Annotated in this window: 16 protein-coding genes; all 16 read right to left on the bottom strand. The window is 49.0% G+C overall.

Going from position 1 to position 14,690, the window contains the following annotated elements:
* Nucleotides 1-64: 64 nt before the first annotated feature.
* Entirely contained in the window at nt 65-1,021 is a 957-nt protein-coding gene (locus HW560_RS14770) for a phosphotransferase family protein (protein WP_090901714.1), read from the bottom strand.
* Between the two features lie 177 nt (nt 1,022-1,198).
* Nucleotides 1,199-1,969 (bottom strand): class I SAM-dependent DNA methyltransferase, encoded by a 771-nt coding sequence (locus HW560_RS14765; RefSeq protein ID WP_090901717.1) that lies wholly within the window; start codon nt 1,967-1,969, stop codon nt 1,199-1,201.
* 140 nt (nt 1,970-2,109) lie between these two features.
* Nucleotides 2,110-3,015, bottom strand: coding sequence for a CvfB family protein (locus HW560_RS14760; RefSeq protein WP_090901720.1), 906 nt, complete (start codon nt 3,013-3,015; stop codon nt 2,110-2,112).
* Nucleotides 3,012-3,359, bottom strand: coding sequence for a ribosome silencing factor (gene rsfS / locus HW560_RS14755; RefSeq protein WP_072734522.1), 348 nt, complete (start codon nt 3,357-3,359; stop codon nt 3,012-3,014). Before rsfS ends, HW560_RS14760 begins: the two co-directional genes overlap by 4 nt.
* Before the next feature lie 22 nt (nt 3,360-3,381).
* Nucleotides 3,382-3,948, bottom strand: a complete 567-nt coding sequence (gene yqeK, locus HW560_RS14750) for a bis(5'-nucleosyl)-tetraphosphatase (symmetrical) YqeK (protein WP_179263702.1) — start codon at nt 3,946-3,948, stop codon at nt 3,382-3,384.
* Nucleotides 3,932-4,522 carry a nicotinate-nucleotide adenylyltransferase gene (locus tag HW560_RS14745; protein ID WP_090901726.1) on the bottom strand — a complete coding sequence of 197 codons (591 nt, stop codon included), beginning with the start codon at nt 4,520-4,522 and terminating at the stop codon, nt 3,932-3,934. Before HW560_RS14745 ends, yqeK begins: the two co-directional genes overlap by 17 nt.
* A 15-nt stretch (nt 4,523-4,537) precedes the next feature.
* Nucleotides 4,538-4,831 (bottom strand): ribosome assembly RNA-binding protein YhbY, encoded by a 294-nt coding sequence (gene yhbY, locus HW560_RS14740; protein WP_063567269.1) that lies wholly within the window; start codon nt 4,829-4,831, stop codon nt 4,538-4,540.
* A gap of 317 nt (nt 4,832-5,148) precedes the next feature.
* A complete protein-coding gene (gene aroE, locus HW560_RS14735; protein WP_179263701.1) occupies nt 5,149-6,012 on the bottom strand; it encodes a shikimate dehydrogenase in 864 nt (287 codons plus the stop codon).
* A 40-nt stretch (nt 6,013-6,052) separates the two neighbouring features.
* A complete protein-coding gene (gene yqeH / locus HW560_RS14730; RefSeq protein WP_090901729.1) occupies nt 6,053-7,180 on the bottom strand; it encodes a ribosome biogenesis GTPase YqeH in 1,128 nt (375 codons plus the stop codon).
* Nucleotides 7,177-7,704 (bottom strand): YqeG family HAD IIIA-type phosphatase, encoded by a 528-nt coding sequence (locus tag HW560_RS14725; RefSeq protein WP_076288052.1) that lies wholly within the window; start codon nt 7,702-7,704, stop codon nt 7,177-7,179. Before HW560_RS14725 ends, yqeH begins: the two co-directional genes overlap by 4 nt.
* 109 nt (nt 7,705-7,813) lie before the next feature.
* Nucleotides 7,814-10,027 (bottom strand): DUF4129 domain-containing transglutaminase family protein, encoded by a 2,214-nt coding sequence (locus HW560_RS14720; RefSeq protein ID WP_179263699.1) that lies wholly within the window; start codon nt 10,025-10,027, stop codon nt 7,814-7,816.
* A complete protein-coding gene (locus HW560_RS14715) occupies nt 10,024-11,271 on the bottom strand; it encodes a DUF58 domain-containing protein (protein WP_179263697.1) in 1,248 nt (415 codons plus the stop codon). Before HW560_RS14715 ends, HW560_RS14720 begins: the two co-directional genes overlap by 4 nt.
* Nucleotides 11,272-11,274: 3 nt before the next feature.
* Nucleotides 11,275-12,231, bottom strand: a complete 957-nt coding sequence (locus HW560_RS14710; protein ID WP_179263695.1) for an AAA family ATPase — start codon at nt 12,229-12,231, stop codon at nt 11,275-11,277.
* Between the two features lie 206 nt (nt 12,232-12,437).
* Nucleotides 12,438-12,788 (bottom strand): stage V sporulation protein AE, encoded by a 351-nt coding sequence (gene spoVAE / locus HW560_RS14705; RefSeq protein WP_053781314.1) that lies wholly within the window; start codon nt 12,786-12,788, stop codon nt 12,438-12,440.
* A gap of 3 nt (nt 12,789-12,791) precedes the next feature.
* Nucleotides 12,792-13,808, bottom strand: coding sequence for a stage V sporulation protein AD (spoVAD, locus tag HW560_RS14700; RefSeq protein WP_090901741.1), 1,017 nt, complete (start codon nt 13,806-13,808; stop codon nt 12,792-12,794).
* Nucleotides 13,805-14,308 carry a stage V sporulation protein AC gene (gene spoVAC / locus HW560_RS14695; RefSeq protein ID WP_244192762.1) on the bottom strand — a complete coding sequence of 168 codons (504 nt, stop codon included), beginning with the start codon at nt 14,306-14,308 and terminating at the stop codon, nt 13,805-13,807. Before spoVAC ends, spoVAD begins: the two co-directional genes overlap by 4 nt.
* Nucleotides 14,309-14,690 lie beyond the last annotated feature (382 nt).

The following is a 14,690-nucleotide window of genomic DNA, read 5'->3' as shown; positions in this document are numbered from 1 at the left end:
CAGCATTAAAGTCAATATTACACGGTCTGTTGACTATAAGCAATGCTATGCATCAGTATACACATTAAGACGACTGGAATCGCTGGATTCCTTCTTCTAGATTATCAATCGCCCACTGAATGTGTTCCTTGTTATCGTATTGACGATACGGACACTCGATTCTCAGCGCCAGATCAAAGTACAGATCATATAAACTTCTTCTTTTCCGTTCACTGTCTGTTGTAACTGCTCTTCCATAGCCTTTGAGGAATCCCGGCGTATTATTAAAATGACTGAAGTAGTGCTCCATCAGAGGATCTGCCCAAAGGGAACGTTCAAAATCGATAATCGCCGTGATTTGCCCAGCCTCCACGAATACATTCCCATCCCACAAATCCCAATGCACAAGCACTGGCTCTTTGACATCATCCAGCACATCCGATTTCTGTTGAATTAAACGCTCCAGCTCCTCATAACGAATTGACAATTCCACACCCGCTGCTTTGCCATCTGCAAGCATATCATCCATCAGGCTCAGGAAAGCTTCTTTCCACGTCGTATAATGCGGTTTCTTTGAGGAAAAGTAACCAAACTTCTCCCCTTTAATTTCATTGATCCGACGATTGTATGCACCCAGCTGCTGCTCTATGGATTCCTGCTCTGCTGCACTGTACTGATCTTTGACTTTGTTGTATGGCTTTCCTGGCATGTACTCCATAATAAAATATTCTGCCGATACTAGGGTGAGCGATGGATCATAGGCCAATACCCGGGGAACGGGTACATCCTGAAGTTCTGCCGCGAGTCGCAATGCCTCAACCTCAGCAACCATGACATGCTGTTCACAGCGCATCAGCTTAATGCCATTAGAAGGAGCTATTTTAAGTACTACCTTCTGTCCGTCGTTCTTGGTGATAAAATAAGCATGGTTTGCCCAGCCGTCGATCATCTCTTTGTATTCTTGGATACCTGTGTTAAAATGCTGCTGCACAATTCCGTCTAACTGCTCGGAAGTCAGCCTTGTTTTGTAGGTACTTTCCATTGTTGCACCCCACCCAGAATTTTAATTTTCAGGATTGCACTAATTAGAAAACGTTTTCCATTCAACTATTATGGCTTCCTTTAACCTCACTGGCAATAACTTATTACATATAAAAAAACATTCTTATAGAAAAAGAACTGCCCTTATACATCATCAGGACAGTTCTATATCTTAATCCTATTTCACGGCTACGTAGAATAGACGCTGTGCGCCTTCTCCCGCCTCTTTCCACTCAAAATCAGCATATACACATACATCTCTGAAGCCAGCCTTCGTCAGCTCGAGCTTCATCCAGTCCGGATCATACGCACGCTGAACATGAACCTCTTCAAAACGTTGGTACATATCCTTCCCGCTCTCGGCCACACGCGAAAAGATACTTAGATGATGCTCAATCTCACACCGATCATGATCCATATCACAGGTCCAAATATACGATACAGAGCGCTCGTCCAACACAAATGGTTGCTCCTCTTCGTATCGAATAAGGGTATTCGGGTGATGTACATCGAACAGGAATGTGCCCTCCGGCTTCAGCATCTCGTAAGTACGCTGAAAGGTACGAACGACATCCTCTTTTTCAAGCAAATAATTCACGCAATCACAGAACGATATCACCGAGTCCACAGGCTCCGGTACTCTCCAGTCCCGCATATCCTGCTGCACCCAGCGGACACTGCCTTCCCGATATAAGCGGTGACCTTGAGGCGTGGCCTCCATTTTACTGCGCGCAACAGACAACATGTCCGCCGACAGGTCAATACCTGTAACTTCGAAGCCGGAGTTCACCAGTGGGATCGTAATTGAGCCGGTTCCACAGCCCAGTTCAGCCACACTTTTCGGCATGCCATGTCGTTCCCAAGCCGTTCTCGCAAACCTTATCCAGTCCGGATAAGGCATATCCTCCATTAATTCATCGTACACATAGGCAAATTTCCGGTAAGACATGTCAGGCACCGCACTTTCAATTTCATTTTCAAATCTCTTTTGAACAAAAGAAAAAGCAGGGGCGTCCGGAGTTCACCCAGCCTTGCCCTGCCTTGACTTATGGATTTCAAGCTCATGCTTGATCCACGATACGCGTTTGCTTACTTATCTTCGTTCTGATCCTGAGGTACAGACTCTGTCAGATAGGTCCAGTTTTCCTTCTGCGTTACTAGACCATCCTTCATCAGTTTGCCCAATGCCCGCTTGAACGCGGATTTACTGATACCAAAGCGCTGCTTGATGATGTCCGGCGGGGTTGCATCCGAATACGGCATGCCGCCCGTAGGGCGCTCTTTCATGAAAGCAAGCAGTTTGTCTGCATCTTCATTGCGACCAACCTCTTTGAGAGGAGACATCGCCAGATTGACACGTCCATCTTCACGTACCATGGTTACCCGGCATTTCACCTTTTCACCTAGGCGCAGCATACGATTTCGTTCCGAGGAATGAATCATGCCAATAGCGCCAAAGCCCAGCACTCCACCGTCAACAAGCACAAAAGTACCCATCTGAAGTGGCTTGTACACCGTTGCTTCAACCCATTCGTTAACCCAGGAGGTTGGCGCATGGAAGGACAATGGTGCAAGCTCACGTTCCCCAGCCAATTTCGCCCGCAAACGTCCTTGCTTGTCATGTTCCATAAGAACAAAAACTTCATCGCCTACATGAGGACGTAATTCTTCCAACTCAGGCAATTCACGAATCGGGAGCAGCAATTGCCGCCCAAGCCCCATCTCGAGGAAACAGCCGAGGCGTGGGTGAATATCAGCCACAACCAGACGTGCCATTTCGCCAAGAGTGAGATATGGTTTTTTCATGGTTGCCGCCAGGCGATCTTCCGTATCAAAGAACAGAAAGACCTCCAGCGTTTCTCCAATTTTAACGTCCCTTGTAAGCTCCGTATAGTGAAGCAGTACATCTTCTGATCCTGTCGTCAAAAAGTAGCCAAATGGAGACACTTCACGTGAAACCGGCAAGTTGACGACTGTTCCTGCGATCAAACTCATACCGTTTCCACCACTTTGGCATCAGACCACAGTCGTTCAATGTTGTAATACTCACGCTCGTCGCGGTGGAAGATATGAACAACCACATCACCCATATCCATCAATACCCAACGTGCCGAATCCATACCTTCGATGCCTTTGATATTCACGCCGGCTGCATGCGCCTGTTTGCGAATCTCTGTTGCAATCGCCTGTACCTGAGTATCAGAATTCCCGTGACAGATAACAAAATAGTCCGCTACCAGCGAGATGCCAATCAGATCCAGTGCTACAATGTTGGATGCCTTTTTATCGTCAGCGGCAGCAACCGCCATATTCATAAGTTCTTTCGATGATACTGTCATGAACCAACCTCCATAATCTAATCTATAAATGTGCAATCAAGTCATTCCGCGACAACATGGTCAAAGGGTAAATGACACGGCGCTGCGAGATCAACAAGCTGATCGTCGAGTCGAAACCGGCAATTAAACCTTCTTCCAGACTGTGCTCAGCCTGTTCGCGAATATGATTTACTCCCGGGAAGTCTCTTCCCGGTTCAATATAATCCGCAAGACATACCACTTTATCCAGCAGGCTCATGCCCACTCGACCTGAGGTATGCCAGCGAATAGCATTAATAATTTCTTTATCTTCAATGCCGTAGTCACGCTCCGCAACAAAGGCTCCCACTTCGGAATGCCAGAGCTGCTTGTCATGCTGCAAAAGTTCTTCGTTCAATCCATTGTCACGGATGACCGCTTCCATCTCGGAAACGGGCCAATACTTGGCTACATCATGCAATATTGCTGCCAGGTCCGCTTTTACAGGATCAGCACCATATTTTTGAGCCAACAACACTGCCGACTCCATAACACCCAGCGTGTGCTTCCAACGCTTCTCCGGCATTTGACCGGAGACAGCGTGGATCAGTTCGTCACGGCTTAGTTCCATATAAACCGCTCCTTACAATATATTGATGGACTGCATCAGGAATCATAAAGCGCACGGAATGCCCTTTGGCGAACCGTCTGCGTACTGCTGTCGATGATATGTCCACCAAGGGCATCTCAGCCAACAGTACCCGATCCTGTAACGCATCCGGCAGGTCATCCAGATGTAACTGGAATCCCGGTCGTCCCACACCGATGAAGGTTAAGCGTTCAGCGAGTTCTTCGATCTGTTCCCATTTGGGTAGATAATTCACCATATCCGCTCCAACAATGAAATAAAATTCATGCTGCGGATAGCGACGCCAAAGCTCCTTCATCGTATCGATGGTATAGGACACACCGCCAAGCTCCATCTCAATGCCGAGCACCTCATAATGCTGTACATCTTTCACTGCCGCTTCCGTCATTTCGAGACGTTGCTGTCCCGATGCTCCGGCTCCGCGTTTGTGAGGAGGAACATGGGAAGGCATGAACCAGATCTCATCCAGTGCGTGCGAATCCCTGGCCGCTTCGGCTGCCAGCAGGTGCCCCATATGGATCGGATCAAACGTACCACCCATGATGCCGATCTTCACTCGCGCCACTCTCCCTTACCTAGGTAGTTCGATTTGTTTGTTATCGCGCGATTCTTTGTACAGGATGATTGTGTTACCGATGACTTGTACAAGCTCACTCCCCGTTTCACGGGCAACTTCTTCGGCCATCTCTTTTCTGTCCTCGTCATTGTTGTTGAGCACTTGCACTTTCATCAATTCGCGCTTCTCAATCGCGTCTTCGATGTGACGGAACAGATGCTCATTCGTTCCCCCTTTGCCAATTTGAAATACAGGGGTTAGATGATGTGCCTGTGAACGCAAAAAGCGCTTTTGTTTACCGTTTAACATGAATACTCCATACTCCTTATGGTGAGCAAACCTCAGCAGCAGCACAATGTCTGCCCTGGGCTTGACCGTTCAATTATATTTTCACATTCATAAAACGAACTAACAAAGTTTACACAGTGTGACTACGATTGCAGTACCATCTTACGATCGCTGTTATCCCCAGATTTCTTCTTTTCATTTTATAAAGGGGGAAATCCGGTGATAGCTTATGCTTCCGAAGCAGCTTTCCTACAGAAAGCTTTGAGGCGAGCACTTCGTTTCTTCAGATTGGTTCTGCACTCTTCGTCATCGTGTAATCTTGTTTTCATTTTACAATATTAAAAACTCTCTAACACAGCTCGCCGCATCGTCTCCACGGGAGCCGGGATGCCAAGCCAGTGTTCGAATGCTACCGCGCCTTGGTATATGAACATACCAAGACCACCATGCACAGTACATCCACGCTCTCTTGATTCGCGAAGCAAGCGTGTTTCCAGCGGATTGTAGATAAGGTCGCTGACTGCTGCGCCTGCTCGAATGAGTGCAGGATCAACAGGCACGTCATCTATATGCGGATGCATACCCGCAGCTGTTGTGTTAATCACAATATCGGCCGAAGCCAGTATCGCAGCAGCCTCTTCCATTCCACTACCTGTGATGTCACCCAGTCCATGAACGCGGAGATCGGAAGCAAGGGCAACGGCTCTGTCGGCTGTACGGTTAAGAATACTAATCCGTTCAGGCTTCTCCAAAGCGAGGGCGTATATTACACCTCTTGCTGCTCCGCCAGCACCCAGAACAGCGATGCGTTTACCTGCGAGTTCCGGAACAGCTTCCTCCTTCAAGGAACGCACATAACCGATGCCATCCGTATTATAACCTGTCAGCTTGCCCTCATCATTAACAATGGTGTTCACCGCGCCAATCAGGCGTGCACTTTCATCAATGACATCAAGATACTGCATGACCTGTTCTTTGTGCGGAATGGTTACATTCACACCACGATACCCCAGCGCCACTATACCACGAATGGCTGATTCCAGCTGCTCGGGACGAACATGCAGTGGCATATACATTCCATTCACTCCAGCAGCCTGCAGAGCCGCATTATGCATGGCAGGCGATTTGGAATGTGCAATGGGATCTCCCATAACGCCAAGCAGGACAGGGAGTGAAGGATTTGTTTTTTTCTGTTCCGTCATACTTCCGCCTCCGATCTGATGAACTGCTGCTGTGATTACATTAGATCAAGGATGGGCGGATCAGTACACGCACACCTTTTGGAGCATGAACAGCTACAAGTGCCCCATTCTCACCGTTAACCTTAATCCAGCCCAGTCCAGAAATGAATACATCCGACTGACTGCCACGTTTGATACGGAACTCATGTCTGGTCCATTCAGGCATGTCCGCTGCATCTTCACGCGTTGGTGGAGACAGTAATTCACCCAAATGGTCACGATACAAGTCGTCTGCACGTTCCAGCTTCGTACGGTGAATATCAAGCGCAGTGCTGATAAAGCAAGTGAAGGACTGACGATCTCCCTCTACAAAGTCAAAACGAGCCATGCCGCCAAAGAACAGCGTCTGACCAGAATTCAACTGATAAACCGCCGGTTTAAGCGGTTTTTCTGGCATAATGGCAGCCAAATCTTTACGGGATACAATCTCACTGAAACGCCAAGGGTATACAATTCCCGGCGTATCAATAATAGCTTTTCCATCGTCCAGTGGAATATTAACCATATCCAGCGTCGTGCCCGGATAACGGGATGTCGTGAGTTCCTGCTCGAGATCGCTGTAGTCACGAATCAGACGGTTAATCAGTGTGGATTTGCCCACATTGGTACCACCAACCACATATACGTCACGATCTCCGCGATACGTTCCCACAAGCTCAAGCAGTCGGTCGAAGCCCTGATTTTGCTTCGCACTGCACAGAACGACATCTACCGTACGTAAACCTTGTTCTTTGGCCTGTTTTTGCACCCAGTTGCGAACCTTGTTCCAGTTGGTTACTTTTGGAAGCAGGTCCGTTTTGTTCACGGCAAGCAATACTGGATTGTTGCCTACAAAACGCTGCAAACCAGAGATGATACTGCCATCAAAGTCAAACAGATCAACGATATGGATGACAAGTGCATCCTTATCCCCGATTTTGCTTAGCAGAGCCAGGAACTCGTCCTGATCCACTGTAACGGATGATGACTCATTGTAATTTTTGATACGGAAACAACGCTGGCAAATGACGGGTTCTCGATCCAACGCTTTTTCGGGGATGAATCCAGGTAATTCCGGGTTTTCCGTTTGCAGATGCACTCCGCATCCGCTGCACCTTACGGCAATATTGCCGTTATGCGGTTCTGTCATTTCTTCTTTTCCTCCTCAAGCCATAAGCCTTTCTTGCGCAAACTCGTTAGAGCAATCCGTTCCACGCGCCGATTGAAGCGGGTCATGAAGCCTTCATCTCCGATGGAGATTGGCAACACCAGAACCGTATAGAGTCCTAGTCGATTACCTCCAAAGACATCTGTAAGCATCTGATCGCCTACGACAATCGTTTTTTCAGGAGTTAACTCCATCATCTTCATTGCTCTACGAAACGGAACGTTCGATGGTTTGCGTGCACTATGCACAAACTGGATATCCAGTGGCGTCGCAAACAGGGATACACGATTCAAATTGTTATTGGACACAATCATGAGCTGGAAACCAGCCTCTTTGACACGTGCGAACCATTCAATTAGTTCGGGTGTGGCGTCAGGAGCTTTGGCCCCAACGAGTGTATTGTCCAGATCAGTTATAATTCCACGGTAGCCTTGAGCGTATAGCTCTTCCAGATTAATGTCAAAAACCGTGTCTACACGCAGCTTGGGCATTAACATTTCAAACAAAGAAGTCACCTCAGTTTCATACGACACACTATATCACAAATCCGTCTTTCCTGAAAATGCATACAGCGCCTGATGGTATAGGAAAAAAGGAAAAACGGGACGGGCGACATTACGCCCGTTCCGCTTTGAGTTCCTTACGCAGCTTTGAAGCAGTCTGATAGACGGCCTTCCAGTCGTCTGCAGTTACAGACGCTGGACTATAGCGAGTCTGTTCAAACTTCGCTAGAAGTTCATGCAATGTCGCTGCTGCAGCTGGTTTCGCCTGGCTCCAGCGGGTTACCGATTCACGAAGTGTCTCGTCCCCGCTCCGGGTTAACCCTTTGCGCTTCACATATCGAATCCAGCGTTCAGTCTCTGCCACTACCTTTTGTTCAGGCGTTAGCGGTCCACCTGTCCGCAGACGAAGCACGAAGAATCGAAGGGAGAGGCGATTTCGCCAGAACATATAAGCCACCCACAATACGATGATGGCTCCCGCAGCCCAGATTACAAAAGCCGGGATGCTGGATGAAGCCTGTTCAGGCGCAGGGGTCTGTTCTTCCTCTTTTACCGGTTCCTCTTCAGGTTGTTCTTCAGGCTCATCTACCGGCTGTACATCTGGTTGTTCGGTGAGCAGCGGCATGTCAAAGCCCGGCGTCGCTTCAACCGGAATCCAGCCATACTCGCCAAAATAAACTTCAGCCCAAGAGTGCGCATCTGCATTCGTTACCGTGTACGTCGTCTCGATCTCAGCCCCAGGTTGGCGCGGAGCCTGCATGTCAGAATTCAGTGACAGTTGTCCAGGCGCGTACCCTTTCACCCAACGAGCGGGAATCCCCTCGGAGCGTGCCATCATAACCAGCGCAGTCGAGAAGTAATCACAATACCCCTCACGAATGTCAAATAAAAAACCTTCCACAAAGTCACTGCTTACTTTTCGGGATAAATCCGGATTGTTGGTGTAATCAAAATTTAGTTGTAAATAGTTTTGCAGTAATGCCACTTTTTCATACGGCGTATTTGCCGATGCTGTAATTTCAGCGGCCAGATCCGTCACCCGATCAGGGAATCTGGATGGCAGCTGCAGGTACATATCATCTGCCGGATTGCTCGTATACAGATCATCAAAAGATTTGGTGCGAAGCTCATCTTCCACAATAACCGGAGCCTCGGATACAATCGTATACGTCTTCGGATATTGCGGTTGCTGGCGGTCTGTTACGACATGCAGCTCTGCCTGCGCCGAATTCCATAACATCCGGTCGGAATTCGCCTCACCATTGACAGATGTAACTTCCGAAATGGAATAAGCACCGAAGAGAATCGGATACACGTTGTCATTCAACATCGTCACTTTCTGAGTGACTTGCTTGGTGGTTACATTTCCGGATTCATCATTCTCCAGAGCCTGTCCCGCCTCAACATCCTCTGTCGCACCTCGTCCGCGATCATCCCAGCCTGTTCCCGTATACTCTGCGCGCGTCTCACCACGCCAGTAGCTGCGCTCATTGGTAGTGACAGACATGACAGGTGTATAGTCGAAGTTGAATCCTCCGCCAAGCTGGTTGTCTTCCCTGCTGTATCCCGACTCGGTTGCTGTCGGAATGTCCAGTGTTCCGTTGCCTGTCTGACTCGCCGAACTTCCGGTGTAGTTACGCCACGCGGTATACGGGTCCGTTAAGGTAGGAGGAACTTCCGGCATGTTCACACTGGCTACGATAATCAAAGAAAATATGATTGCAATGTTGGCCAGAATTTTGTAAGGATACCGGATGATTCTCTTCCAGCCTTGTGGATATTGCAGTTGGAAATTACGGAAGTGCTGGCATACCAGCCATCCCATTCCCGCAAACATAACCCAGGCGATTTCAATCCAGAGTGGAATTTGGGTGAAGGAATCAAGAATTCCCATCGAGATAATGTTGATACCCAGAAATACGAGAATTCGGCGCGTTGTGGTCACCAGGCGAAGGGCTGCTTCAAGCATGACCCAGGCGCACAGGGTGAACCAGATGTAAGGTGTCAGGTGCAGTATGAATTGCTCCGTACGCTCCATTAACGTGCCGTAAGGAATATAAACGGTGTAATCAATTAATGTCTTATGCAAAATATATACAAGGACAACTGCCTTGATTATGGTTCGAACCCATATTTTGAAAGGCAGAATCACTTCCAGAATGCTGACCGCTGCGAGCGTCCACAGCACCAATGAAGTGGTCTCGGTATACCAGGATTCCTGTGTGAATGATATCCACTGCATGCCAATCAGGAAAATCCAGAGCAACGAAGCTGCATGATACCAGGATCTTCTCCCCACTGTCAGCTCTTTGGCTTTAGTACTCATACACTACCTCCCCCCATTACCGTTGGAAGCTCCTGCAAATGGGAAACGGTGAAGGATCTAGTGCCTCTTCCGCGCAGCATCGCATTCCACTCGGAACTCCGGCGGGAATCGCTGGGTTCAATCAGAATATGACAAGGAGTCATCCCCCGTGTGTCAGCCCATCGGAGCAGTTCGAGAACTTTTTCATCTTTCTGGGGAGAAATCACTACAAAATATGCGCCTTGAGGAAACTGACGCGACATCTTCTCGACACCGGGCAGCAGCCGATTCTCCTGGCCGCTATATTGGATATCCACCAAATGATGGATCATCTTCTGCCGTTCCAGCGTACTTTCGCTGGGAGCAAAAAATGATGTCTTCTCCGACAATGTCAGCATTCCCATACCCATTCGTTCTCTTGTGCCATATTCCAGCAGGGAAGCAGCCGTAGACACGGCCAGTTCAAAGGACTCACCATAATCATAGCTGCCTGACAGCGCATCCAGCACCAGAATCGTTTTCGGCACCGACTCATGTTCAAACTCCTTGGACTTCCACGTTCCCGTCTTTGCCGTTGCATTCCAATGAATGCGGGAAAGGCGATCCCCATAAACGTAGTCACGCACGCCGTTAATCTGGGTTGTTTCCCTGCGCGAGCGGGTCAAGGCCGTCTGTGGACCGGATAACCGTGATTTGCGATCATACAGCTGCCAGTACGGAATAAATACCGTGCGCGGCAGCACCCGAAATTCCCCTTTGGCTTTGAACGTTCCCCGATGTTCGATCAGACCAAAGATGTCCTCGCTGGCACATTCCGTTTCTGAAAAGACGTACTTTCCCCGCTCCAGCGGCGGGGTCTGAAAAGACAATTCACCATACCCTCGCATGCTCGGAATGAGACTTTCTTTGAAAGACCAGGATTCACCGTTATGCCGATGCAGCATTTCGCGCACAACCACATAAGGAAGTGGCAGAAATCCCGGGATGTTCAGACTTAACTGCACCTGTACCTGGTCACCGGCATGCAGCAGCTCTTCATGATCCTGACCGGAAGAGAGCTTGCGCACGCCGTGAGTACGCCGTACACCGCTAAAACCAGCAAGCGCAAGGTAAATACAAAGCAAAGTCACCATGGACAGCAGCATCAGGGAAGTCTTCCCGCCCTGGAACAAAACATAAGCCAAACAGCACATCCACACCGCCGCGATGCTCCATACGCGGGGGTGGCGTATTCCCCTTCTGACTGTACTCAAAAGCGGCTTCATCAATTATTGCCCCATGGAGACGGGCACTCGAACCTGCTGAAGTACGGATTTTAATACAGCCTCGGAGCTCATGCTGTCCAGTCTCGATTCGGGACGAAGCACGATCCGATGGGAGATGACATAAGGCGCCATCGTTTTCACGTCATCCGGAAGCACGTAGTCACGTTCCTGCAAAAAGGCAAAAGCCTTCACGGCCATCATAAATGAAATGGCTGCCCGCGGGCTGGCGCCCAGCAATACGGATGGGTGGGAGCGAGTTTTACGAACCACATCAAGCAGATAATCCATGACCGGATCACCGATGAATACGTCCTTGATTTCCTGCTGGATGGCTGATATCTGATCCATATGGGTTACGGATTCAAGCCGGTCAACAGGCTGACCCGACTGATGCTGCTTCAGCAGCGTTTTCTCGATATCCTTGTCCGGATAACCCAGACTTATTTTCAACATAAACCGGTCCAGCTGCGCTTCCGGCAATGTGTACGTTCCTTCAAAATCGATTGGATTCTGGGTTGCACAGAGCATAAATGGATGCGGCAGATCATACGTATCACCATCTACCGTTACACTGCGCTCCTCCATGACTTCCAGCAACGCGGACTGCGTTTTTGTTGTGGCCCGGTTAATCTCGTCAGCCAGCAAAATGTTGGTCATCACCGGACCCGGACGGAAGTAAAAGCGCTCGTCACGTGGATGGAAAACGGATACCCCCGTGATGTCACTTGGCAAAATATCAGGATTACATTGAATGCGGCGGTACTCTCCGCGCATGGATTTCGATAACGCTTTAACCAACTGCGTTTTACCTGTTCCCGGTACGTCTTCAATCAGAACGTGTCCGCCTGCAAGCAAAGCTGTGAGCAAAAGTTGAATTTCAAAGGATTTCCCCATTATGCATGATTCCAGATTAGAACGAACTGCTGATATGATTTGGATCGACTCTTTGCGCACAGGCATGTGGTCTAACCTCCTAAAAAAGCATACAGATTTCCTTTTATTGTACATGATCCAACGGCGCGAGTACACTCGAAGGAACTCATAATTTGTTTCCAGCCGTCAGATTCGCCGCAGTTATCGCATGATTCCGACAAAAAGAGGCCCGGATAGAAGTTATCCGAAGCCTCCGTTGAAACCATATATATGGCTAGGTCTGCCATGCTCTGTTATCCTTTGGGCCGAACCACCAATGCCGCGAGAAAAGAAAAGATAATCGCTGAGGAAATACCCGCCGCGGTCAAATCGAATATCCCCGTAATGACACCGATCCATCCCTCTTTCTCCAGCTCCGTCAAAGCCCCGTGCACGAGGGAGTTACCAAAGCTGGTAATGGGAATGGATGCTCCCGCCCCGGCGAATTTGACGAGTGGATCATACAGCCCGAACGCATCCGCAACCGCACCGGCCACTACAAGTGTACTCATCGTATGGGCAGGAGTCAGCTTGACACCATCCATCAGAAGCTGTCCCACAACACATATCAACCCGCCAACAATAAATGCCCATAAAAACTGCATCCTTTATCCCTCCTTTTCTATGGCTACGGCATGTGCAATACAAGGAATGCTCTCACCCTGCTGGTATGAAAGTGGAGACAACAATGCACCGGTAGCGACCACCAATACCTTATTGAGCTCACCCTTTTGCATCCGGTTCATAATATGACCGTAGGTTACGGTCGCTGAACATCCGCAGCCGCTGCCTCCAGCCACAACCTGCGGCTGCTTTTCCAGGTTATAGATCATCAAGCCACAATCATTGAAAACCGTTTGTTCCATCGGAATACCCTCTTTATGCAAAAGCTCCTTAACGATGGGCAACCCAACCGAAGCCAAATCACCTGTAACGATCAGATCATAATAACCGGGTTCCAGGCCTGTATCCCGGAAATGCGAAACAATGGTATCCGCTGCCGCAGGAGCCATTGCAGCCCCCATGTTAAACGGATCTTTGATGCCCATATCCATAATTCGGCCAATGGTCGCTTTGGTGACTACCGGACCCTGACCTGTACGGGATATCACACTACACCCCGAACCCGTAACGGTATACTGGGCATATGGCGGCTTCTGGGAACCATACTCTGTTGGGTAGCGAAATTGCTTTTCCACCGTACAATTGTGACTTACCGTACCCGCGAGTACATAATCCCCTGCGCCCGAATCCACGATGAGCGAGGCCAGAGCCAACGTCTCCATTGAGGTTGAACAGGCACCAAATACCCCCAGATAGGGTACACCCAACTTGCGGGCAGAAAAGGAACTGCTGATAATCTGGTTCATCAGATCCCCGCCAACAAAGAACTGAAGCTCTTCCTTCGTAATATTGGCATTGATCAACGCCATTTGAGAGGCCTGTTCAAGAAGCTTGCGCTCTGCCTTTTCCCAGGTCTTCTCCCCAATCTCCAAATTGTCATATATATAATCGAAATCAGATGCCAGAGGCCCTTGGCCTTCATCGGGCCCTACGACTGCTGACCTGCCGATAATGCGTGGACGGTTCTCAAATAGCCAGGTTTGTTGTCCCAGGCGCTTCATAGATGTCCACCTCCGAAGCCAAGAAAGGCGTATACAATCCCCACGACAAAGGCGGCAACTACACCAAACACGATGACCGAACCAGCCAGTTTGAACATGTTCGCACCTACACCCAGCACCAGTCCCTCTGCACGATGCTCCAGTGCTGCCGAACACATGGAGTTGGCAAACCCGGTAACAGGAACAGCCGTCCCGGCACCAGCCCATTGCGCCATTTTATCGTAGACACCAAGGCAAGTCAGGATGACTGAAATGAGGATCATGACCGCAACGGTTGGACTCGCTGCTTCCTTCGAAGTCATGTCAAACCCGGCCATAAACGCTTCCTGGATAGCCTGTCCAATGACGCAGATGAATCCGCCGACGAAAAATGCTTTTATGCAGTTCGCCCAAATTGGACGGGCAGGCTCATGTTTTTTGGCGACTTTTTTATATTCCTGTTCACTGATGGACAGGGATGACGATGATTTTTTTCCATTACCCTTCGTTTGAGCTGGCAAGATACAGAACCTCCCTTGAAATGAAAATGAGTCAACAGATGTAACTGCATGACTGCATATACTGTGCGTAATCCTGTATTCAGTGTTTGTTAAGGTTGGGAAAGTTATGTACCCGGCGAAAGACAGCATTTGTTTCCAGCACGATGAAGCAGCCGAATCAGATGAGTCGCTCAGCGCCGGATCAGAGGGTCTGATGAAATTTATAAATAAAGCAGAATGATCACGAGCAAAATAAAAAGGACGATACAAAGGATGGTTTCATTGCCTTCATCGGGTGGCGTCATCTATTGTCCCAGCTCCTTCCTGTTGTCAGGCAAATGAAATTAGTGGCTTATTGAATACCTTATGGAACACTGGTTAAGCAAAACGGTTCCTCACTATA

Origin of the sequence: Paenibacillus sp. E222 (assembly GCF_013401555.1) — a bacterium.
Lineage (GTDB): Bacteria > Bacillota > Bacilli > Paenibacillales > Paenibacillaceae > Paenibacillus.
Note: the sequence above shows the minus strand (reverse complement) of the source record. Positions and strands in the feature narration are given on the sequence as shown.

What these genes read in the sequence shown, in the direction of transcription:
- yqeH (WP_090901729.1), bottom strand. Translation starts at nt 7,180, where the DNA reads ATGACAGAACCGCATAACGGCAATATTGCCGTAAGGTGCAGCGGATGC.
- HW560_RS14720 (WP_179263699.1), bottom strand. Translation starts at nt 10,027, where the DNA reads ATGAGTACTAAAGCCAAAGAGCTGACAGTGGGGAGAAGATCCTGGTAT.
- spoVAD (WP_090901741.1), bottom strand. Translation starts at nt 13,808, where the DNA reads ATGAAGCGCCTGGGACAACAAACCTGGCTATTTGAGAACCGTCCACGC.
- rsfS (WP_072734522.1), bottom strand. Translation starts at nt 3,359, where the DNA reads ATGACAGTATCATCGAAAGAACTTATGAATATGGCGGTTGCTGCCGCT.
- HW560_RS14770 (WP_090901714.1), bottom strand. Translation starts at nt 1,021, where the DNA reads ATGGAAAGTACCTACAAAACAAGGCTGACTTCCGAGCAGTTAGACGGA.
- yqeK (WP_179263702.1), bottom strand. Translation starts at nt 3,948, where the DNA reads ATGGAACTAAGCCGTGACGAACTGATCCACGCTGTCTCCGGTCAAATG.
- aroE (WP_179263701.1), bottom strand. Translation starts at nt 6,012, where the DNA reads ATGACGGAACAGAAAAAAACAAATCCTTCACTCCCTGTCCTGCTTGGC.
- yhbY (WP_063567269.1), bottom strand. Translation starts at nt 4,831, where the DNA reads ATGTTAAACGGTAAACAAAAGCGCTTTTTGCGTTCACAGGCACATCAT.
- HW560_RS14715 (WP_179263697.1), bottom strand. Translation starts at nt 11,271, where the DNA reads ATGAAGCCGCTTTTGAGTACAGTCAGAAGGGGAATACGCCACCCCCGC.
- HW560_RS14765 (WP_090901717.1), bottom strand. Translation starts at nt 1,969, where the DNA reads ATGTCTTACCGGAAATTTGCCTATGTGTACGATGAATTAATGGAGGAT.
- HW560_RS14760 (WP_090901720.1), bottom strand. Translation starts at nt 3,015, where the DNA reads ATGAGTTTGATCGCAGGAACAGTCGTCAACTTGCCGGTTTCACGTGAA.
- spoVAE (WP_053781314.1), bottom strand. Translation starts at nt 12,788, where the DNA reads ATGCAGTTTTTATGGGCATTTATTGTTGGCGGGTTGATATGTGTTGTG.
- HW560_RS14710 (WP_179263695.1), bottom strand. Translation starts at nt 12,231, where the DNA reads ATGCCTGTGCGCAAAGAGTCGATCCAAATCATATCAGCAGTTCGTTCT.